Source organism: Treponema sp. C6A8 (genome assembly GCF_000619925.1).
In the GTDB taxonomy this organism is placed as follows: Bacteria; Spirochaetota; Spirochaetia; order Treponematales; family Treponemataceae; genus Treponema_D.
On sequence record NZ_JHVB01000005.1, the window covers coordinates 100,444 to 118,205 of the forward strand.

General features: G+C 39.9%; 32 protein-coding genes. All 32 read left to right on the forward strand.

Going from position 1 to position 17,762, the window contains the following annotated elements; translation table 11 throughout:
• Positions 1 to 140 precede the first annotated feature (140 nt).
• The 32 genes from rpsL (at position 141) to T530_RS0105480 (ending at position 17,721) form a co-directional block, all read left to right on the forward strand.
• On the forward strand, positions 141 to 515 hold the full coding sequence (gene rpsL, locus T530_RS0105330) for a 30S ribosomal protein S12 (protein WP_009103791.1): 375 nt from the start codon (positions 141 to 143) through the stop codon (positions 513 to 515).
• A gap of 12 nt (positions 516 to 527) precedes the next feature.
• Positions 528 to 998, forward strand: a complete 471-nt coding sequence (gene rpsG / locus T530_RS0105335; protein ID WP_009103793.1) for a 30S ribosomal protein S7 — start codon at positions 528 to 530, stop codon at positions 996 to 998.
• Between the two features lie 609 nt (positions 999 to 1,607).
• Complete coding sequence (gene tuf / locus T530_RS0105340; RefSeq protein WP_027728137.1) at positions 1,608 to 2,795, forward strand: elongation factor Tu; 1,188 nt, start codon at positions 1,608 to 1,610, stop codon at positions 2,793 to 2,795.
• A gap of 67 nt (positions 2,796 to 2,862) precedes the next feature.
• Positions 2,863 to 3,171 carry a 30S ribosomal protein S10 gene (gene rpsJ / locus T530_RS0105345; RefSeq protein ID WP_009103797.1) on the forward strand — a complete coding sequence of 103 codons (309 nt, stop codon included), beginning with the start codon at positions 2,863 to 2,865 and terminating at the stop codon, positions 3,169 to 3,171.
• A gap of 148 nt (positions 3,172 to 3,319) precedes the next feature.
• Positions 3,320 to 3,940, forward strand: a complete 621-nt coding sequence (gene rplC, locus T530_RS0105350; RefSeq protein ID WP_009103799.1) for a 50S ribosomal protein L3 — start codon at positions 3,320 to 3,322, stop codon at positions 3,938 to 3,940.
• A gap of 12 nt (positions 3,941 to 3,952) precedes the next feature.
• Positions 3,953 to 4,591 carry a 50S ribosomal protein L4 gene (gene rplD, locus T530_RS0105355; RefSeq protein WP_027728138.1) on the forward strand — a complete coding sequence of 213 codons (639 nt, stop codon included), beginning with the start codon at positions 3,953 to 3,955 and terminating at the stop codon, positions 4,589 to 4,591.
• The gene (locus T530_RS0105360) at positions 4,591 to 4,875 is read left to right on the forward strand and encodes a 50S ribosomal protein L23 (protein WP_009103803.1); all 285 of its coding nucleotides are present in this window, start codon (positions 4,591 to 4,593) and stop codon (positions 4,873 to 4,875) included. Before rplD ends, T530_RS0105360 begins: the two co-directional genes overlap by 1 nt.
• Before the next feature lie 28 nt (positions 4,876 to 4,903).
• The gene (rplB, locus tag T530_RS0105365) at positions 4,904 to 5,731 is read left to right on the forward strand and encodes a 50S ribosomal protein L2 (RefSeq protein ID WP_009103805.1); all 828 of its coding nucleotides are present in this window, start codon (positions 4,904 to 4,906) and stop codon (positions 5,729 to 5,731) included.
• Positions 5,732 to 5,745: 14 nt separating this feature from the next.
• Positions 5,746 to 6,030, forward strand: a complete 285-nt coding sequence (rpsS, locus tag T530_RS0105370) for a 30S ribosomal protein S19 (protein ID WP_009103807.1) — start codon at positions 5,746 to 5,748, stop codon at positions 6,028 to 6,030.
• A gap of 12 nt (positions 6,031 to 6,042) precedes the next feature.
• Positions 6,043 to 6,399 (forward strand): 50S ribosomal protein L22, encoded by a 357-nt coding sequence (gene rplV / locus T530_RS0105375; protein WP_009103809.1) that lies wholly within the window; start codon positions 6,043 to 6,045, stop codon positions 6,397 to 6,399.
• A gap of 1 nt (position 6,400) precedes the next feature.
• Positions 6,401 to 7,138 (forward strand): 30S ribosomal protein S3, encoded by a 738-nt coding sequence (gene rpsC / locus T530_RS0105380; RefSeq protein WP_027728139.1) that lies wholly within the window; start codon positions 6,401 to 6,403, stop codon positions 7,136 to 7,138.
• Positions 7,139 to 7,140: 2 nt separating this feature from the next.
• Complete coding sequence (gene rplP / locus T530_RS0105385) at positions 7,141 to 7,560, forward strand: 50S ribosomal protein L16 (protein WP_009103813.1); 420 nt, start codon at positions 7,141 to 7,143, stop codon at positions 7,558 to 7,560.
• Between the two features lie 11 nt (positions 7,561 to 7,571).
• Positions 7,572 to 7,784 (forward strand): 50S ribosomal protein L29, encoded by a 213-nt coding sequence (rpmC, locus tag T530_RS0105390; protein WP_009103815.1) that lies wholly within the window; start codon positions 7,572 to 7,574, stop codon positions 7,782 to 7,784.
• A gap of 10 nt (positions 7,785 to 7,794) precedes the next feature.
• Positions 7,795 to 8,070 (forward strand): 30S ribosomal protein S17, encoded by a 276-nt coding sequence (gene rpsQ, locus T530_RS0105395; RefSeq protein WP_027728140.1) that lies wholly within the window; start codon positions 7,795 to 7,797, stop codon positions 8,068 to 8,070.
• Between the two features lie 19 nt (positions 8,071 to 8,089).
• A complete protein-coding gene (gene rplN / locus T530_RS0105400; protein WP_009103819.1) occupies positions 8,090 to 8,458 on the forward strand; it encodes a 50S ribosomal protein L14 in 369 nt (122 codons plus the stop codon).
• 12 nt (positions 8,459 to 8,470) lie between these two features.
• Positions 8,471 to 8,788, forward strand: coding sequence for a 50S ribosomal protein L24 (rplX, locus tag T530_RS0105405; RefSeq protein ID WP_009103822.1), 318 nt, complete (start codon positions 8,471 to 8,473; stop codon positions 8,786 to 8,788).
• Positions 8,788 to 9,339 carry a 50S ribosomal protein L5 gene (gene rplE / locus T530_RS0105410; RefSeq protein ID WP_009103824.1) on the forward strand — a complete coding sequence of 184 codons (552 nt, stop codon included), beginning with the start codon at positions 8,788 to 8,790 and terminating at the stop codon, positions 9,337 to 9,339. The genes rplX and rplE overlap by 1 nt, the downstream gene beginning before the upstream one ends.
• Before the next feature lie 7 nt (positions 9,340 to 9,346).
• Positions 9,347 to 9,532 carry a type Z 30S ribosomal protein S14 gene (locus tag T530_RS0105415; protein ID WP_009103827.1) on the forward strand — a complete coding sequence of 62 codons (186 nt, stop codon included), beginning with the start codon at positions 9,347 to 9,349 and terminating at the stop codon, positions 9,530 to 9,532.
• A gap of 9 nt (positions 9,533 to 9,541) precedes the next feature.
• Positions 9,542 to 9,940, forward strand: a complete 399-nt coding sequence (gene rpsH / locus T530_RS0105420; RefSeq protein WP_009103829.1) for a 30S ribosomal protein S8 — start codon at positions 9,542 to 9,544, stop codon at positions 9,938 to 9,940.
• 12 nt (positions 9,941 to 9,952) lie between these two features.
• Entirely contained in the window at positions 9,953 to 10,492 is a 540-nt protein-coding gene (rplF, locus tag T530_RS0105425; RefSeq protein ID WP_009103831.1) for a 50S ribosomal protein L6, read from the forward strand.
• 11 nt (positions 10,493 to 10,503) lie between these two features.
• Positions 10,504 to 10,866 carry a 50S ribosomal protein L18 gene (rplR, locus tag T530_RS0105430; RefSeq protein ID WP_027728141.1) on the forward strand — a complete coding sequence of 121 codons (363 nt, stop codon included), beginning with the start codon at positions 10,504 to 10,506 and terminating at the stop codon, positions 10,864 to 10,866.
• Between the two features lie 9 nt (positions 10,867 to 10,875).
• Positions 10,876 to 11,394, forward strand: a complete 519-nt coding sequence (rpsE, locus tag T530_RS0105435) for a 30S ribosomal protein S5 (protein WP_009103835.1) — start codon at positions 10,876 to 10,878, stop codon at positions 11,392 to 11,394.
• 3 nt (positions 11,395 to 11,397) lie between these two features.
• Positions 11,398 to 11,577, forward strand: coding sequence for a 50S ribosomal protein L30 (gene rpmD / locus T530_RS0105440; protein WP_009103837.1), 180 nt, complete (start codon positions 11,398 to 11,400; stop codon positions 11,575 to 11,577).
• A 1-nt stretch (position 11,578) separates the two neighbouring features.
• Positions 11,579 to 12,067, forward strand: a complete 489-nt coding sequence (gene rplO / locus T530_RS0105445; protein WP_027728142.1) for a 50S ribosomal protein L15 — start codon at positions 11,579 to 11,581, stop codon at positions 12,065 to 12,067.
• 15 nt (positions 12,068 to 12,082) lie between these two features.
• Complete coding sequence (secY, locus tag T530_RS0105450) at positions 12,083 to 13,417, forward strand: preprotein translocase subunit SecY (RefSeq protein ID WP_009103842.1); 1,335 nt, start codon at positions 12,083 to 12,085, stop codon at positions 13,415 to 13,417.
• Between the two features lie 142 nt (positions 13,418 to 13,559).
• Entirely contained in the window at positions 13,560 to 13,673 is a 114-nt protein-coding gene (gene rpmJ / locus T530_RS14960; protein WP_009103844.1) for a 50S ribosomal protein L36, read from the forward strand.
• 10 nt (positions 13,674 to 13,683) lie between these two features.
• Positions 13,684 to 14,052 (forward strand): 30S ribosomal protein S13, encoded by a 369-nt coding sequence (rpsM, locus tag T530_RS0105455; RefSeq protein WP_009103846.1) that lies wholly within the window; start codon positions 13,684 to 13,686, stop codon positions 14,050 to 14,052.
• A gap of 15 nt (positions 14,053 to 14,067) precedes the next feature.
• A complete protein-coding gene (gene rpsK, locus T530_RS0105460) occupies positions 14,068 to 14,448 on the forward strand; it encodes a 30S ribosomal protein S11 (RefSeq protein ID WP_009103848.1) in 381 nt (126 codons plus the stop codon).
• A gap of 70 nt (positions 14,449 to 14,518) precedes the next feature.
• Positions 14,519 to 15,574: a DNA-directed RNA polymerase subunit alpha gene (locus tag T530_RS0105465; RefSeq protein ID WP_009103850.1), complete on the forward strand. Its 1,056-nt coding sequence runs from the start codon at positions 14,519 to 14,521 to the stop codon at positions 15,572 to 15,574.
• Complete coding sequence (rplQ, locus tag T530_RS0105470) at positions 15,564 to 16,100, forward strand: 50S ribosomal protein L17 (RefSeq protein WP_009103852.1); 537 nt, start codon at positions 15,564 to 15,566, stop codon at positions 16,098 to 16,100. The genes T530_RS0105465 and rplQ overlap by 11 nt, the downstream gene beginning before the upstream one ends.
• Before the next feature lie 29 nt (positions 16,101 to 16,129).
• The gene (locus tag T530_RS0105475) at positions 16,130 to 16,369 is read left to right on the forward strand and encodes a hypothetical protein (protein WP_027728143.1); all 240 of its coding nucleotides are present in this window, start codon (positions 16,130 to 16,132) and stop codon (positions 16,367 to 16,369) included.
• A 155-nt stretch (positions 16,370 to 16,524) separates the two neighbouring features.
• Positions 16,525 to 17,721, forward strand: a complete 1,197-nt coding sequence (locus T530_RS0105480) for a Crp/Fnr family transcriptional regulator (protein ID WP_027728144.1) — start codon at positions 16,525 to 16,527, stop codon at positions 17,719 to 17,721.
• The last annotated feature ends 41 nt before the right edge of the window (positions 17,722 to 17,762 follow it).

Sequence of the window (17,762 nt, forward strand, 5' to 3'; positions counted from 1 at the left end):
TAGTAAAAATTTACATGAAATTCAATTAAATTCAGTTGAATTCATTTTTTGAATTTTATATACTCTTTAAACCTATCAAAATCTAATAATTTTGAATTCTTTCCGGGGTGCTGACCGGAGTAAATATAGGAGATTAGGCGATGCCTACAATTAATCAGTTAATCCGTCAGGGTCGTAAGTCTGCAGCTAACAGAACCAAAGCTCCCGCACTTGATTCTTGTCCGCAGAAACGTGGTGTTTGTACACGTGTAATGACTATGACACCTAAAAAGCCAAACTCGGCTCTTAGAAAGATTGCTCGTGTTCGTTTGAGCAATGGTATTGAAGTTACTGCATACATTCCTGGTATTGGTCATAACTTGCAGGAACACTCAGTTGTATTGGTACGCGGTGGTCGTGTTAAGGACCTTCCTGGTGTACGCTACCATATCATTCGTGGTACAAAAGATACTCTTGGCGTAGAAGACCGCAAACGTGGTCGTTCTAAATACGGTGCTAAGAAACCTAAGGCTTAATGGAGGACTAAGATGGGAAGACATAAGAAATCAATCGAACGTCCATTGATGCCGGATGTTAAATATAATAGCAAAGTAATTTCTAAGTTTGTTTGCCGTATGATGCTTGATGGTAAAAAAGCTACTTGCCAGAAAGTAATTTATGATGCAATGGACAAACTTAAGGCTAAAACCGAAAAAGATCCTCTTGAGGTTCTTTTGAAGGCTCTTGAGAATGTAAAACCAATGGTTGAAGTTAAATCTCGCCGTGTTGGTGGTGCTACATATCAGGTTCCAATGGAAATCAGAGAAAGCCGCCGTGAAGCATTGGCTATGCGCTGGATCATCGATGCAGCCCGCAACCGCAATGGTCACGGAATGGCTGATACACTTTCTGCTGAACTTTTGGATGCTTACAATAACACAGGTACAGCATTCAAGAAGCGTGAAGATGTACATAAAATGGCAGAAGCAAACAAAGCTTTTGCTCACTACCGCTGGTAGAATCAGCTGCCTGATGGCGGCTTAAGAGATGGGGACTTCAGAAAACTGAGGTTCCCATTTTTTTTGAAAACCTTGTAATTTATCGCAAAGGCTGGAAATTTTTCATAAACTCTTGAAACTTTTTTAACAAAACTGTATATTTTCAAATGTTCGGCTTTTTATGCATGCCGAAGGGTTCTTTGAGAGTCAGGCAGAAACATTAAAAATAATTAAATAAAAATGTTATCTGGTGTGTCCGTAAAGCTAATCACATCTTTTGTGGTTTTCAGGTTGCACGGCCCTAAATTTGTAATTTGTTACCGTTGGTAATAAAGATATAGACAATTTGTTTGGGTTTCTGACTAAGTCGCTAACGACTAAAACTCGAATATACCAAACCAGTTGTCAGTTGAAGAGATGATAATGATGGTGGTTACCGGGTTGCGGTTCATTGAATAGATAATGAACTGAATCTTCTTCCTATCCGATTCCTATCTATCATTTATATAATCTTTCAAACATTGTGTCTGCGAATGAAGGCTTCCGCGTATCGGAGGTTTTTCGTTCTGGCTTAAAGTGCGGCACATAAAAAATAAGTATGCCGGCGTATGTACCGGCAAGGAGAAAAACATGGCAAAGGAGAAGTTCGAAAGAACCAAACCTCACATGAACGTTGGTACTATTGGTCACGTAGACCATGGTAAGACAACACTTTCTGCAGCTATCACTACATACTGTGCTAATAAGTATGGTGATAAGAAACTTAAGTATGATGAAATTGATAACGCTCCAGAGGAAAAAGAGCGTGGTATTACAATCAATACTCGTCACCTTGAGTATCAGTCAGACAAACGTCACTATGCACACATCGACTGTCCTGGACATGCTGACTACATTAAAAACATGATTACTGGTGCTGCTCAGATGGATGGTGCTATCCTCGTAGTATCTGCTCCAGATTCAGTTATGCCTCAGACAAAAGAGCACTTGTTGCTTGCTCGTCAGGTAGGTGTACCAAAGATTATCGTATTCTTGAACAAAGTTGACTTGGTTGACGATCCAGATCTTCTTGAATTGGTTGTTGAAGAAGTAAAAGACACTCTTCAGTCTTATGGCTTCTCTGCTGATACACCAATCATTAAGGGTTCTGCATTCAAAGCTCTCCAGGAAGGCGCTACAGCTGAAGATACAGCTTGTATCGAAGAACTTCTTCAGGCTATGGATACATGGTTCGATGATCCAGTTCGTGATTCTGATAAACCATTCTTGATGCCAATCGAAGATATCTTCACAATTTCTGGTCGTGGTACTGTAGTAACAGGTAAGATCGAACGCGGTGTTGTAAATATGAACGACCCAGTACAGATCGTAGGTATCCGTCCAACAGCTGATACAACTGTAACAGGTATCGAAATGTTCCAGAAGACTCTTGATCAGGGTATGGCTGGTGATAACGTTGGTATCCTTCTCCGTGGTGTTGAGAAGAAAGACGTTGTTCGTGGTCAGGTTTTGGCAAAGCCAAACAGCATCACACCTCATACAAAGTTCGAAGCTCAGATTTACGTTCTTTCAAAGGAAGAAGGTGGACGTCACTCTCCATTCTTCTCTGGATATCGCCCACAGTTCTACTTCCGTACAACAGATATTACTGGTACTGTAGAACTCGAAGCTGGTACAGATATGGTTAAACCAGGTGACAACGTAAAAGTTATCGGTAACCTTATCCACCCAATCGCTATGGACGAAGGTCTTAAACTTGCTATCCGTGAAGGCGGTCACACAATCGCTTCTGGACAGGTTGTAAAAATTATTGAATAGTTTTTAATTTTTTCAAACAAAGGGGCTGGTTCGCCGGTTCCTTTGTTGTGAAAAGGAGTATTTGAAAATGGCTAATGGAAAGATTCGAGTTAGACTTCGCGCATTTGACGTAGAGTTAATCGATCAGAGTGCTAAAGCCATCGTGCAGACTGTTCAGAAGGCGGGAGCAAAGGTTTCAGGCCCTATCCCTCTTCCAACAAGAATCAATAAGTTTACTGTATTGCGTTCACCTCACGTAAACAAAAAGTCACGTGAACAGTTCGAAATGCGTACACACAAACGTCTTATTGACATTATGAATCCATCTCAGGATGTTATGGATTCTTTGATGAAACTTGAACTTCCTGCCGGTGTTGACGTAGTTATCACACAGTAGTGAAAATCGCGGACTTAAGCCCGCAAAAATAGCAGGTGTTATCCTGCAAGGTACGAGCCCTTTGGATCAGGGACGACGGCCTAAATAATTCAATAGAACAATGGTCTGGAGAAATCCTTTCTAGTTTGTTCTAACAGGAGATATCAGAATGAAAGGTCTGATTGCTAAGAAAATTGGCATGACGCAAGTTTTCGACGAAAGCGGAAATCTGACACCAGTAACCGTGATCCAGGTCGAGCCAAATGTTGTCGTTGCCAAGAAAACAAAGGAAAATTGCGGTTATGATGCAGTTGTTCTTGGTTTGGAAGATGTAAAAGCTTCTAAAGCAAACAAAGCATATGCCGGTCAATTCCCAGAGAACATCAACCCTAAGCGCCACTTGAAAGAGTTCCGCAACTTCGAAAAAGAAGTAAATGTTGGTGATGAAATTGGTCTTGAACTTTTTGAAGGAAGTCGCTTCTTAGACGTAACTGCTACTTCAAAAGGAAAAGGTTTCCAGGGTGTAATGAAGAGATGGGGCTTCCATGGTGGACGTGCTACTCATGGTTCTAAATTCCATCGTGAGCCAGGTGGAACTGGAGAATGTACTACTCCAGGACACAGCTTTAAAAACATCAAACTTCCTGGACATATGGGATTCAAAAAAATTACTGTTCAGAACTTGAAAATTGTTAAAGTAGATCCTGAACTTAAAGTAATTATGGTTCGCGGAGCTGTTCCGGGAAACAAAGACTGTACTCTCATCGTAAAGTCCGCAGTTAAGAAATAAGGGGAATAAGATATGGAAAAGAAAGTCTATTCAACTTCTGGAAAAGAACTGCGTACAATCACACTTGATGATAAAGTATTCGGTCTTCCAGTAAATGACGACGTAATTTATTACGCAATTACAAATGAATTGGCAAATAAGCGTGTTGGTACTGCTTGTACAAAAACACGTGCAGAAGTTCATGGAAGTAACGCAAAGCCTTATAACCAGAAAGGTACAGGTAATGCTCGTCGTGGTGATAAGAAATCTCCTATCACTGTAGGTGGTGGTACAATTTTTGGACCAAAACCACGCGACTTCAGTTACTCAATTCCTAAAAAGGAAAAGAGACTTGCTCTTAAAACAATCCTTAGCTCACACGCTCAGGGTGACAGACTTACTATCGTAGAAGACTTTACAGTTGAAAGCGGTAAAACAAAGGACTTGGTTGCAATTCTTAAGAACTTTGCTAAAGATGAAAGAACAGTTTTGATTCTTAAAGATGACGATGCAAAAGTAAAACAGGCTGCAAGAAATATCAAAAATCTTACATTCTTGTCTTACAACCGTCTCAACGCTCATGACTTGTTCTACGGAAGAAAGATTATCGCTCTTGAAAGCGCAGTAAAGAATCTTTCTGACTTCTACGCTGATGATAAGGAGGCTAAATAATGACTTACACAGATATCCTTATTAAGCCTGTAGTATCTGAAAAGGCAAGCACTTTACGTGAACAGAATAAATATGTATTTGTAGTGCACCCAGATGCAACAAAAACACAGATTAAAGCTGCTGTTGCTGACTTGTTCAAAGTAAAGGTAATTGGCTGCACAACTATGAATGTGCTTGGAAAAATGAAACGTCTTCGCGGTAAGCCGGGAAGAACAGCATCTTACAAGAAGGCTATTGTTCGTCTTGCAGACGGTGAAACAATCAGCGCTTTTGAAGGTGTTTAATTCCAAGTTGTAACTAAGGGGAACAAAAATGGCTCTTAAAGTATTTAAGCCAATGACACCTGGTACACGTGGACGTGTAGACTTGTGTCGTGATGAATTGACATCAGCAAGACCCGAAAAATCATTGGTGTCAAAACGTAAGTCACATGCTGGTCGTGGAGCTGGAGGACGTATCTCTGTACGTCACCAGGGCGGCGGTCACAAAAGACTTTATCGTGATATAGATTTTAAGCGTGATAAGCACGGCATCCCTGGAACCGTAAAAGCAATTGAATACGATCCAAACAGAAGTGCTAACATCGCTTTGATTTATTATGCTGACGGTGATAAACGTTATATCATCGCTCCAAAAGGATTGCAGGTTGGACAGAAAATCATGTCTGGCGAAAATGCAACTCCTACAGTTGGAAATGCTCTTCCTCTGAAAGCAATTCCAGTTGGTTTCACTATTCATAACATTGAGTTGACACTTGGTGCTGGTGGACAGCTTGTTCGCTCAGCTGGTGCTTCTGCTCAGATTTCTGGTAGTGAAGGTGACTATGTTATCGTTCGTTTGCCTTCTGGTGAAATGAGAAAAATCAACGGACGCTGCTATGCTACAGTCGGTGTTGTAGGAAACGAAGAACACATGAATGTAAAGCTTGGAAAAGCTGGTCACAGACGTTGGTTGGGTATCAGACCTACTGTTCGCGGTATGGCTATGAACCCTCATGATCATCCGCTTGGTGGTGGTGAAGGTGCCGGTAAAGGTCGTAACCCAGTTACTCCTTGGGGACAGCCTTGTAAAGGTTACCAGACACGTAACAAACGTAAGACATCTAGCAATTTCATTGTTAGCCGTCGTAAGAAGAAGTAGGCGAGGAGATAATCGTGTCAAGATCTGTTAAAAAAGGACCTTTCGTAGAGAAATCACTTTACAAAAAGGTTCAGGCTATGAATAAAGAAGCAGACAGAAAAATGATTAAAACATATTCTCGCTGCTCAACAATCATCCCAGAAATGGTAGGTAATACTATCTCTGTTTATAATGGTAAATCATGGATTCCTGTATACGTTACAGAAAACCTGGTAGGTCACAAACTTGGTGAATTTGCACCAACTCGTACTTATCACGGCCATGGTGGTTCAGATAAATCTGCCGGAAAAGGCAAATAATAGGTGGATATTATGGCTGAGAAAAAAGGTTATGTAGCCACTACAAAATTCCTTATTGCATCACCAACAAAGGTTCGCCCAGTTGCTAATGTAATTAAACAGAAGTCCTATTCGGAAGCTATGGCAATTCTTGCTAATATGCCACAGAAAGGTGCAGCTTTGATCAGCGCTACTTTGAAGTCAGCTGCTTCAAACGCACTTAATTTGAATAGCAAGTTAGATGAAGATATGCTTTACGTAAAAGAAATCAGAATCGACGAAGGTCCAAGACTTAAGAGAGTTTGGTTCCGTGCTCGTGGACGTGCTGATCAGCTTTTGAAACGTATGTGCCATATTACCGTTGTCGTTGACGAAAAGGCGGGGGAATAAAGTGGGACAGAAAGTAAATCCAATTGGTTTGCGCTTGGGCGTAAACAAAACATGGCAGTCACGCTGGTATGCAGATCCACGTGAATATGCAGATTTAGTTTTGGAAGATATCAAAATCCGTAAATTGGTTTCAGACCTTCCAGAATGTAAAAATGCTGATATTGCTGAAATTGAAATTGTACGCCATCCACAGCGCGTTACAATCGTAATTCATACAGCTCGTCCTGGTGTTATTATTGGTGTAAAAGGTGCTTCAATCGAAAAGATTAGCGCTGACATCCAGAAACAGCTTACAAAGAAAGTTCAGATCAAGATTAAGGAAATTAAACGTGCTGATTTGAACGCTTCTTTGATCGCTCAGAACATCGGTCGCCAGCTTTCTGGCCGTGGTTCATTCCGCAAGGCTATGAAACAGGCTGTAAGCAATGCAATGCGTGCAGGTGCACAGGGTATTAAAGTTCGTGTAAGTGGTCGTCTTGGCGGTGCTGATATGAGCCGTACAGAAGAACACAAAGAAGGACGTGTACCTCTTCACACACTTCGTGCTGATATCGACTATGGTACATTCGCAGCTCTTACTACATACGGTAAAATCGGTGTAAAAGTATGGGTTTATAACGGAATGAACTATGGTATTGAACGCAACGAAGATGCCGGTCAGCTTGTAAAGAAGCCAAGACGCAATCGTCCAGCTGCTGACAAAGCTGAAGGTGCAGAACCTAAAAAGGCAAGGAGTTAGTTATGCCACTGAGTCCTAAAAGAGTTATTCACCGTAAGGTACAGCGTGGTCGCGAAAAGGGCAACGCTACACGTGATAATACAATCGACTTCGGCGACATTGCTCTCGTAGCAATGGAACCAACATGGCTTGATGCTCGTGTAATCGAGGCTGCCCGTGTTGCTATCAACCGTAAGCTTGAACGTAAAGGTAATGTTTGGATTCGTATTTTCCCAGACAAGCCTATTACAAAGAAGCCTGCTGAAGTTCGTATGGGTAAGGGTAAAGGTGCTCCAGATCATTGGGCAGCTGTTATCAAACCTGGTATGATTTTGTTTGAAATTGGTGGTGTTGATCTTGAAGTTGCTCACAGAGCTTTGGAACTTGCAAGTGATAAACTTCCAGTTATTACAAAAATCGCTTATAAGCCAACAAAAGACTAGGAGGAAATAAGATGGCTGATTCAAAGAAAAAGAATGACAAAGAACTGTCTTATAAAGAACTAGTTGCTAAACGTGATGAGCTTAAGAGAGAATACATGGATCTCCGTTTTAAGATGGTAGTATCTCATGTAGATAACCCGTTGCAGAAACGTACAATTCGTCGTGAAATTGCACGTTTGAACACATTTATTCGCCAGAAAGAAATTGCTGGCGAGAATAAATAGGAGCTGAACCGTGGCAGAAAATACTGTTCAGACTGTAAAGGCTGCAAAAAGATCTTTTACTGGGCTTGTTACAAGTGAAAAAATGGATAAAACCATTGTTGTAACAGTTACAACAAAAAAGATGGATCGTCTTTACAAGAAATATGTTACTAGATCAAAGAAATACATGGCTCATGATGAAACAAATGATGCACATGTAGGCGATACTGTTCGTATTGTAGAATGCAGACCACTCAGCAAAAATAAATGCTGGCGTCTTGCAGAAGTTGTTGAAAGAGCAAAATAAGCTAAGGAGTTAATGAATTATGATTCAGATGCAATCTTGTATGACAGTTGCTGATAACTCTGGAGCAAAAATTGCTCAGTGTATCAAAGTTATCGGTGGTTCACACCGCAGATACGCTGGTATCGGCGACATCGTAGTAGTAGCTATTAAAGATGCTATTCCTACATCTACAATCAAAAAGGGTGCTATTGAAAAGGCTGTAATTGTACGCCAGGCTAAGGAATACCGCCGCCCTGATGGAACTTACATTCGTTTTGATGATAATGCTTGTGTTATCGTTGACGACAGCAAGAACCCTAAAGGAAAACGTATTTTTGGACCTGTAGCTCGCGAGCTTCGTGATATGGACTTTATGAAGATCATTTCACTCGCTCCAGAGGTTCTTTAAGGAGAAAATGAGATGTTAGTTAAATCAAAAATCCGTAAAGGCGATACAGTAGAAGTACTTGCTGGAAAAGATAAGGGAAAACGCGGAGAAGTTGTTCGCGTAAACCTTAAAAAAGAAGCAGTAATAGTATCTGGTGTAAACATTGTTAAAAAAGCAATGAAAAAGAGAAGTCAGCAGGACCAGGGCGGTATCGCTGAGGTTGAGGCTCCTCTTAATATTTCTAACGTTGGAATCGTATGTAAAAAATGCGGTAAACCAGTTAGAATTGGTTACAAAATCGACGGCGACAAGAAAGTTCGTGTTTGCCGTAAATGTGGAGATATCTTGTAATGGCAAATTACGTACCTCGGCTTAAGAAAGTCTATAAAGACGAAATCGCACCGGCTCTTGTAAAAGAGTTCAGCTACACAACTCCGATGCAGATTCCTGCAATCAAAAAAGTTGTTGTAAGTATGGGTGTTGGTGAAGCTCTCACAAATAAGAAACTCCTTGATGCCGCAGTTACTGACTTGACTGCTATAACTGGTCAGAAAGCTGTAAAAACTAGAGCTAAGAAGAGTATTGCTAACTTTAAACTTCGTGAGGGTAATGAAGTTGGTGCAATGGTAACATTGCGTGGAAACATCATGTATGAGTTCCTTGACCGCCTTATCAACGTTGCTCTCCCACGTGTAAAAGACTTCCGTGGAATTAAAGCTACTGGTTTCGATGGTCATGGAAATTTCTCTCTTGGTATTACAGAGCAGATTATTTTCCCAGAAATTGATTTCGATAAGATCGTAAAAATTGCTGGTATGAATATTACTGTAGTAACTAGCGCAAAGACAGACGCTGAAGCAAAATCTTTGCTTACCAAGTTCAACATGCCGTTCAGAAAGTAGGTGAAGTATGGCAAAGAAATCAATGATTATTAAAGCAGCCCGCAAACAGAAATATTCTACACGCGAATACAATCGCTGTCAGATTTGCGGTCGTCCACGTGGATATTTGCGCAAGTTTAAGATGTGTCGTCTTTGCTTCCGTAAATTAGCAAGTGAAGGTCAGCTTCCTGGCGTTACAAAATCTAGTTGGTAGGGGGATAAAATGAGTGCATCAGATCCAGTAGCAGACATGCTTACAAAGGTTCGGAATGCGGCTGTTGCCCGCCACGAGAAAGTAGATGTTCCAGCCTCTAAGCTGAAGCTCGAAATCGTGAAGATTCTGAAAACTGAAGGTTATATTAAAAACTTCAAAAAGGTTCAGGAAGACGGAAAAAATACTCTCCGCATTTTCTTGAAGTATGATGATGAGAATAATCCGGTAATCCACGGTGTTAAGAAAATTTCTACACCAGGTCGTCGTGTTTATTCTGGTTATAAAGATTTGCCACGCGTATTCAACGGATATGGTACAATCATCGTTTCAACTTCTTCTGGTGTAACAACTGGTAAGAAAGCTGCTGAAAAGATGGTTGGTGGTGAATTAGTTTGCACAATCTGGTAATAGGGGGAAGAGATGTCTAAAGTAGGTAAACTTCCTGTTGCTATTCCAGCAGGTGTAACAGTAACTGTTGCTAACAACGTAATGACTGTAAAAGGTCCTAAAGGTGAACTTAAGCAGCCATTCTCAAGCAACATTAAAATTGATGTTCAGTCAAACGAGGCTGTTCTTACAACTTTGAACGATACAAAACAGGCTGGTGCTGATCACGGTCTTTACAGAAGTCTTCTTAATAACATGGTTAAAGGTGTTTCTGAAGGCTTTACAAAGACACTGGTAATCACTGGTGTAGGTTATCGTGCAGAAGTTAAAGGTAAAGAACTTGTTATGAACCTTGGATATTCAAGTGACTATATTGTTATCATTCCTAACGGTGTAACAGTTGCTACAACTCCAGATGGAAAAGTAACTATTACTGGTATTGATAAACAGTTGGTTGGTGAATTCAGCTCTCAGATTCGTAAGTTGCGCAAACCTGAACCTTACAAAGGAAAAGGTATCCGCTACGATAACGAAGTTATCCGCCGCAAGGTTGGTAAGACTGGTGTAAAATAAGGTGAAGCTATATGTTTAAGAAACTGAACGATAAAGACAGAAAACGCTTGCACAGAAAGATTCACATCCGCAAGACTCTTCGCGGAACTGCAGACAGACCAAGAATGACTGTTACTCGCAGTAACAAGAATATTTCTGTTCAGGTTATCGACGACGATGAAGGTAAAACTTTAGCTTCTATTTCTACTTTGGAAAAAGAATTTGCAGCTCTTAAGCCTAATACTGAAGGTGCTGCAAAGCTCGGTGAAGCTATTGGAGCTCGTCTTAAGGAAAAGAAGATTACTAAGATCGTTTTTGATCGTAACGGATATCTTTACCATGGTGTTGTAAAAGCACTCGCTGATGGCGCTCGTAAAGCCGGAATTGAATTCTAGGAGTTTGAAATGGAAGAACATCAGAAAAAATTTGATAAAGATCCAAAAGAGAAAGAGTTCGTAGAAAAACTCGTAACTCTCAACAGAACTTGTAAGACTGTAAAGGGTGGACGCCGTATGTCTTTCTCTGCTCTTACAATTGTTGGTGATCAGAAAGGTCGTGTAGGATACGGACTTGGTAAAGCTAATGACGTATCTGAAGCAATCAAGAAGAGTATCGATAAGGCTAAACGTAACCTTGTTGTACTCCCTCTTAAGAATGGTACTTTGCCACATGAAGTTCTTGGTAAATACAAGAGTTCTTCAGTTTTGTTAAAACCAGCTTGTTCCGGAACTGGACTTATCGCTGGTGGTACTGTTCGTGCAATTATGGATGCTGCAGGAGCTACTGACTTGATTTCTAAATCTCTCGGTTCAAGCTCTGCTGTAAACGTAGTTCGCGCTACTTTCGACGCAATCGTAAACATTATGGATGCAAAGAAAGTTGCTGCTAACAGAGGTAAAACTCTTGACGAGTTGTGGGGTTAATGTATGGCACAGATTAAAGTTACATTAATTAAAAGCGTAATTGGTCAGAAACCAGAGAAAAAAGCAACTGTAAGAAGCCTTGGTCTTAAGAAGATTCATTCTTCTAACACACTTGAGGCTACAGATGCTGTAAAAGGTATGGTTGCTGCTGTATCTCATTTAGTTAAAGTTGAGGAGATCTAAAATGGCAGAATATAATCCAATTCTTAGCGCTCCTCAGGGTGCTAATAAAAAACCTAAGCGTGTTGGTCGTGGTTCATCTTCTGGACTCGGTACAACAGCTGGTAAAGGTAACAAAGGTCAGCAGTCACGTACAGGAACTAGCGTACCATACGTTGGTTTCGAAGGTGGACAGATGCCTCTTTACAGACGTATTGCTCACAAAGGTTTCTCAAACTATCCTTTCAAGAAAGAATATGTTTGCATTAATCTTGATCAGCTCGAAGCTAAATTCAACGATGGTGAAACAGTAAACAAAGAGTCTTTGGTTGCAAAGGGATTTGTTTCTAAGAAAGCATCTGAAAAAGCTTTGATTAAGATTCTTGGTAATGGCGACATTACAAAGAAACTTACAGTTGAAGCAAACAAAGCTTCTGCATCAGCAAAGGCTAAAATTGAAAAGGCTGGCGGTTCAGTAAAAGTTACTGAAGACGCTGCTGAAAGCAACAAGTAGAAGCGGAGTTAAAACATGGCAAGCAATCCAATCGTAAATATGTTTAGAGTTAAAGAACTTAGAGACCGTTTGTTCTTTACATTGCTTATTCTGGCAGTGTTCAGACTTGGAAGCGTTCTTACAATTCCAGGAATTGACGCAAATGTTCTTATTAAGTACTTTGACGACCTTGCATCTCAGAATAAAAATGCATTCGCAAGCTATATGGACTTCTTTGTTGGAGGAGCTTTCTCAAACTTCTCTATCTTCATGCTTGGTGTAATGCCTTATATTTCAATGCAGATTATCATGCAGCTTGCTGTGATTATTTTCCCATCTCTTAAACGCATCTCTCAAGAGGATGGTGGACAGCGAAAGATTGCGTCTTACACACGCTTTGGAACAATAATCGTATGTTTGATTCAGTCTTTCGGTGTTACTGTTTATGCAAACAGTATCCCTGGATGTATCATGCTGGACAATCAGCTTGCATTCAAATTGCTTGCAATGCTGACTGTTACAACAGGTTCTATGGTTACTGTTTGGCTGGGAGACCAGATTACAGCTCGTGGTATTGGAAATGGTATTTCAATGATGATCTTTGCTGGTATCGTTGCCCGCCTTCCTAACGCAATTGTTGAGTTAGGACAGAAGGTTTCAAACAACGAGATTCAGCTTGTATTTGTCATCCTTGTTCTTATCATGTTTGTTGCTATTATTGGTTTGGTAATTTACGAAGAATCAGGTCAGAGAAAGATTCCTGTTCACTATGCAAAACGCGTTGTAGGACGCAAAATGTACGGCGGACAGACAACTTACATTCCGTTTAAAGTAAACCCTTCAAACGTAATTCCTTTGATTTTCGCTTCTTCTATTCTTACTCTTCCATTAACACTTGCATCAACATTCGCACAGAGCCAGAACGCTGCTAAGTGGGTTGGTACACTTTCACGCATTTTGACTCCAAATGGTGTTTGGTATAATGTTTTGTTAGTTATTCTTATCATTTTCTTTGCATACTTCTACACTCAGGTAACACTGAACCCTACAGAAATTGCAAAAAATATTCGAGAAAATGGCGGATCTATTCCGGGTGTTCGTACCGACAAAACCGAAGAATATCTTACAAAAATATTGAATAGACTTGTATTGCCAGGTTCATTGTTCCTTGCATTGATTGCTATTATCCCAACAGTGATTCAGCACTTGTTTGGATTCCCACAGTCAATTTCAATGCTTATGGGTGGAACTTCATTAATCATTATGGTTGGTGTAGATCTTGATACAATGAGTCAGGTTGAAGCTCTTTTGAAGATGCATCATCACGAAGGTCTTACTAAAAAGGGCAAAATCAGATCACGAAGTCTCTAAAAGATTTATAGTAAACTTTTAAAAATTTCGTGAATTCCTAGTAGAACAGAAATGGGAATATGTGATATATTATCTTTTACCGAATTGCTCTCATTGCGAGGTGCTTAAGATTCGGTAAAAATATTCTCATGGGGGCTTTTATATGAAAGTACGAACCAGTGTAAAACCTATCTGTGATAAATGTAAGGTTATCAAAAGAAACGGTATCATCCGTATCATTTGTGATAATCCAAAACATAAGCAGAGACAGGGCTAAGGAGTAACAGATGGCTCGAATCGCGGGTGTAGATATCCCTAACAAACATTTAGGTACCGCATTGACTTACATTTACGGTATCGGCCGTTCAGCGGCAGCAAAAATTTGCGAAGAAGCTAAACTTGATCCAATGAAGATGGCAAATGACCTGACTCAGGAAGAGATTGGTAAAATTCGTGAAGTAATTGATAGAGACTATAAGGTAGAAGGTCGTCTTCGTTCTGAAATCGGTCTTAATTTGAAGCGTCTTATGGATATTGGATGCTATCGTGGTCTTCGTCATAAGAGAGGCTTGCCAGTACGTGGTCAGCGCACTAGAACTAACGCTCGTACTCGTAAGGGTAAGAAGAAGACTGTTGCTAATAAGAAGAAAGCATAGGAACGAGGATAAATAATGGCTACCGTTAAAAAGCGAAAGGAAAAGAAGAGCGTATTCGAAGGAAATATTTATATCCAGGCTACGTTCAATAACACTATCGTAACTGTAACTGACTTGAAGGGAAATGCTCTTTCTTGGGCATCTTCAGGCGGACTTGGTTTCCGTGGAGCTAAAAAATCAACTCCATTTGCCGCTCAGTCTGTTTGTGAAACTGCAGTACAGAAAGCAGCAAGTTATGGTTTGCGTGAAGTTCACGTATATGTAAAGGGTCCAGGAATGGGTCGTGAAAACGCTATCCGTTGCCTTGGTGCCTTGGGATTAAAAGTAAAATCAATCTCGGATGTTACTCCAATTCCTCATAACGGATGTCGTCCAAGAAAGACACGCCGTATGTAGGTTTATTTGCAATTTTTCTTATGAAAGATTGCAAATATTGAGTAATTATTCACTTAGGTAAGGAGTTCGGATGGCTCGCAAAAATTTGCTTAAAGGTTTTAAAAAGCCTAAAGGCATTTCATTTGAACACATCAGTACAAATCCAAATTACGGTAAGTTTACCGCATATCCTTTTGAGACAGGGTTTGGTACAACAGTAGGTAATACACTTCGCCGTGTATTGCTTTCGTCAATTCAGGGTTATGCTATTACTTCTATTCGTATTACAACTTATGATGAGAATGGAATTTCTCACGTAATTTCAAGCGAATTCGAAGCAATTCCACACGTTTCTGAGGATACTCTCGAAATTATCAATACCTTGAAAATGATTCGTCTTCGTTTGCCAAATGATGTTGAACAAGACACAATCAACTACGAATTCAAAGGACCTGGCGTTGTAAAGAGTGAAGATTTTGCAAAAGAAGGTCAGCTCGAAATCATGACTGAAGGCACAACTGTTTTCACAATGATGGAAGGTGCTCACTTGGATCTTGAAATTCAGGTTGATTTGGGAAGAGGATATGTTCCAGCCGAGACAAATGAACATTACATCGAAATTGTTGGTACAATCCCGATGGATGCAATTTTTACTCCGGTTCCAAAAGTAAAGTATTCTATTGAACCATGCCGCGTTGGTCAGCGTAATGACTACGATAAACTGGTTCTTGAAATCTGGACTGACGGAACTATCAATCCTGAGGATGCTTTGGCTGAAGCTGCTAAGATTGCTAAAGATCACTTTGCAATTTTCGTAAACTTCAACGATAAAGACGTAATCGGATCTGATGAGGGTGACGAAGGTGATGAAAGCATTCAGAAACTTTTGAACACTCCGGTTGAGGAACTTGAACTTTCCGTACGTTCATCAAATTGTTTGAGAAAAGAAAATATCCGTACAATTGGTGAATTGACTCGTAAGACAGAAGATGACATTGCCAAGACAAGAAACTTTGGTAAGAAATCACTCCAGGAAATTATTGAAAAACTCCAGGAATGGAATTTGACTCTTGGAATGACAGATTACAGTCATCTTAAGAATGCTGCTAATGTAAAGAAGCAGAAGGAAGAAAACGATGAATCATAGAAATGGTTTTAATCCGCTTTCACGAACAACAGCACACCGCCGTGCTATGTCAAGAAATATGGTAACTTCTCTCTTCAGATATGAGAGAATTACTACAACTAAATCTAAGGCTCTTGAAGTAAGAAAATCAGCTGAGAAACTCATCACAAGAGCAAAAGTAGATTCAGTTCATAATCGTCGTGAAGTAGCAAAGTTCATTCAGGATGAAAAAATCTTGAATAAACTTTTTACAGAAATTGGTCCACGCATGAAAGAGCGCAACGGTGGTTATACACGTGTTCTTAAACTCGGTTTCCGCCAGGGTGACGCTGCTGATGTTGTAATTCTTGAATTAGTTGACTACAAGCTCGATACAGAAGCTAAAGAAACTAAAGAAGAGAAGAAAGCTAAAAAAGCTGCTGATTCAGATGCTTCTAAAGCTAAAAAATCAGCTAAGGCAAAATCTGAAGCTGACGGTGAAGCAAAGGCAAAAAAAGCTCCTGCTAAAAAAGCTGCAGCTAAAAAAGAAGAGCCAAAAGCTGAGTAAGCTGAAGCTCATTAATTTAGGAGTTAGATATGTCAAAGAACCACCGCGGAGCAGGTATTCGATCATTGCCAGCTAAAGGAAAAGGAACTTGTGCAATCTGTGGAAAATCAGATATTAAAGTTCTTTACGAAAAAGACATTGATGGCAAAACAGTGAAAATCTGTAAATTCTGTAACGCTAATTTGAAGAATAAAGCTAAAGTAGAAGCTCGCAAAGCTAAACCAGCTGAAGAGACTCCTGCTGAAGCACCTGCTGAATCGGCAGAGTAATTATTCCTAGGGTTACGCAAATCCGTCCTTTATGATGGGGACGGATTTTTTTATTTTAAAATATAACTGTAAAATAGGCAGCAAAATACTCGCAAAATCACGATTTTATAGTTATAATATAAATAAGTTATAATTTAAAAGTCAGGGGTGCGGTTTTGTTACATTTACAGGTTAACAGATTCCAGGCAGGGGCATACATAATTGTTGAAGGAAAGGAAAATTCCGACCATTTTTATATTATTCAGAGTGGTACTGTAAGTTGCCAGAAAGGTGCTAATGGAATAAAAACTCGTCTTGGTGCCGGAGACTTTTTGGGTGTCGTTTCATGTTTTGCAAACCGTCCTCAGATTGAAACTATTATTGCAGAAACAGAAGTAATCGCTATTTCAGTTCAGAGAAGTCAGTATTCAGATTTGATTGTAAATAATACTCCGGTAGCTCTTAAAATCATTAAAACTTTTGCTGCACGAATGCGTCAGATGAATGAGCAGCTTACAAAGAAAACCTTAAACAAAATTGAAAATGATGATAATGAACATATTTTTCATATCGCGCAGTATTATGAAAAAATGCTCAAATATGATGTAGCTGTATTTGGCTATTATCAGTATCTTAAAACTCGTCCTACAGGTCCTAATCTGATTTCAGCTCAGAATAAATTCAAGGCCTTGAAACCTAAATCTCATGCAGTTTATTTTGAACCTACATCTGATATGACAAGAAATTACCCTGCGGACACTATGATTTTCTCTGAATCTGCGCCGGGTGCCGAAATGTTTATTATTCAGGGCGGCCAGGTTTCAATCACAAAAATCGTAAACGGTAACGAAGTAGTTCTTGCTGTTCTTGATAAGGGAGATATGTTTGGTGAGATGGCGCTTCTGGAAAATAAACCACGTTCTGCCAGTGCCATTGCAAAAACTGACTGTACTCTTATGGTTGTAAACCGCCAGAACTTTAATACAATGGTAAGTTCTCAGCCACAGCTGATTTCACGCCTTACAACAACATTGGGCGAGCGTTTGTGGTCTATGTACCGCCAGCTTGATAACGCTAATATTCAAAATCCTCTTGAGAAGATGATTGATATCCTCAGTCTTCAGCTTGAAAAACAGAGAACTGATTTTAATACTCTTGGTTCTAAACAGAAGCAGACTGATTTTACTGTAAAAGAACTTGCCACAATGTGCGGTATGGATGAAAGAAAAACATCTATCGGAATTTCAGAATTCCTTAACGACAAGCGCTTTAAAATTAACGAAGGAAAAATCTTTATTAAAGATATAACCGAAGTATACAAGGCTTCTTTGTATGCAAGAAAGCATATTAAAACTGCCGGAGCGCAGTCTTAAATTCTTCATAAACTTCTTGCTTGAAAGCTAAGCATAGGTTA

What these genes read in the sequence shown, in the direction of transcription:
- rpsL (WP_009103791.1), top strand. Translation starts at nt 141, where the DNA reads ATGCCTACAATTAATCAGTTAATCCGTCAGGGTCGTAAGTCTGCAGCT.
- rpsG (WP_009103793.1), top strand. Translation starts at nt 528, where the DNA reads ATGGGAAGACATAAGAAATCAATCGAACGTCCATTGATGCCGGATGTT.
- tuf (WP_027728137.1), top strand. Translation starts at nt 1,608, where the DNA reads ATGGCAAAGGAGAAGTTCGAAAGAACCAAACCTCACATGAACGTTGGT.
- rpsJ (WP_009103797.1), top strand. Translation starts at nt 2,863, where the DNA reads ATGGCTAATGGAAAGATTCGAGTTAGACTTCGCGCATTTGACGTAGAG.
- rplC (WP_009103799.1), top strand. Translation starts at nt 3,320, where the DNA reads ATGAAAGGTCTGATTGCTAAGAAAATTGGCATGACGCAAGTTTTCGAC.
- rplD (WP_027728138.1), top strand. Translation starts at nt 3,953, where the DNA reads ATGGAAAAGAAAGTCTATTCAACTTCTGGAAAAGAACTGCGTACAATC.
- T530_RS0105360 (WP_009103803.1), top strand. Translation starts at nt 4,591, where the DNA reads ATGACTTACACAGATATCCTTATTAAGCCTGTAGTATCTGAAAAGGCA.
- rplB (WP_009103805.1), top strand. Translation starts at nt 4,904, where the DNA reads ATGGCTCTTAAAGTATTTAAGCCAATGACACCTGGTACACGTGGACGT.
- rplV (WP_009103809.1), top strand. Translation starts at nt 6,043, where the DNA reads ATGGCTGAGAAAAAAGGTTATGTAGCCACTACAAAATTCCTTATTGCA.
- rplP (WP_009103813.1), top strand. Translation starts at nt 7,141, where the DNA reads ATGCCACTGAGTCCTAAAAGAGTTATTCACCGTAAGGTACAGCGTGGT.
- rpmC (WP_009103815.1), top strand. Translation starts at nt 7,572, where the DNA reads ATGGCTGATTCAAAGAAAAAGAATGACAAAGAACTGTCTTATAAAGAA.
- rplN (WP_009103819.1), top strand. Translation starts at nt 8,090, where the DNA reads ATGATTCAGATGCAATCTTGTATGACAGTTGCTGATAACTCTGGAGCA.
- rplX (WP_009103822.1), top strand. Translation starts at nt 8,471, where the DNA reads ATGTTAGTTAAATCAAAAATCCGTAAAGGCGATACAGTAGAAGTACTT.
- rplE (WP_009103824.1), top strand. Translation starts at nt 8,788, where the DNA reads ATGGCAAATTACGTACCTCGGCTTAAGAAAGTCTATAAAGACGAAATC.
- T530_RS0105415 (WP_009103827.1), top strand. Translation starts at nt 9,347, where the DNA reads ATGGCAAAGAAATCAATGATTATTAAAGCAGCCCGCAAACAGAAATAT.
- rpsH (WP_009103829.1), top strand. Translation starts at nt 9,542, where the DNA reads ATGAGTGCATCAGATCCAGTAGCAGACATGCTTACAAAGGTTCGGAAT.
- rplF (WP_009103831.1), top strand. Translation starts at nt 9,953, where the DNA reads ATGTCTAAAGTAGGTAAACTTCCTGTTGCTATTCCAGCAGGTGTAACA.
- rplR (WP_027728141.1), top strand. Translation starts at nt 10,504, where the DNA reads ATGTTTAAGAAACTGAACGATAAAGACAGAAAACGCTTGCACAGAAAG.
- rpsE (WP_009103835.1), top strand. Translation starts at nt 10,876, where the DNA reads ATGGAAGAACATCAGAAAAAATTTGATAAAGATCCAAAAGAGAAAGAG.
- rpmD (WP_009103837.1), top strand. Translation starts at nt 11,398, where the DNA reads ATGGCACAGATTAAAGTTACATTAATTAAAAGCGTAATTGGTCAGAAA.
- rplO (WP_027728142.1), top strand. Translation starts at nt 11,579, where the DNA reads ATGGCAGAATATAATCCAATTCTTAGCGCTCCTCAGGGTGCTAATAAA.
- secY (WP_009103842.1), top strand. Translation starts at nt 12,083, where the DNA reads ATGGCAAGCAATCCAATCGTAAATATGTTTAGAGTTAAAGAACTTAGA.
- rpmJ (WP_009103844.1), top strand. Translation starts at nt 13,560, where the DNA reads ATGAAAGTACGAACCAGTGTAAAACCTATCTGTGATAAATGTAAGGTT.
- rpsM (WP_009103846.1), top strand. Translation starts at nt 13,684, where the DNA reads ATGGCTCGAATCGCGGGTGTAGATATCCCTAACAAACATTTAGGTACC.
- rpsK (WP_009103848.1), top strand. Translation starts at nt 14,068, where the DNA reads ATGGCTACCGTTAAAAAGCGAAAGGAAAAGAAGAGCGTATTCGAAGGA.
- T530_RS0105465 (WP_009103850.1), top strand. Translation starts at nt 14,519, where the DNA reads ATGGCTCGCAAAAATTTGCTTAAAGGTTTTAAAAAGCCTAAAGGCATT.
- rplQ (WP_009103852.1), top strand. Translation starts at nt 15,564, where the DNA reads ATGAATCATAGAAATGGTTTTAATCCGCTTTCACGAACAACAGCACAC.
- T530_RS0105475 (WP_027728143.1), top strand. Translation starts at nt 16,130, where the DNA reads ATGTCAAAGAACCACCGCGGAGCAGGTATTCGATCATTGCCAGCTAAA.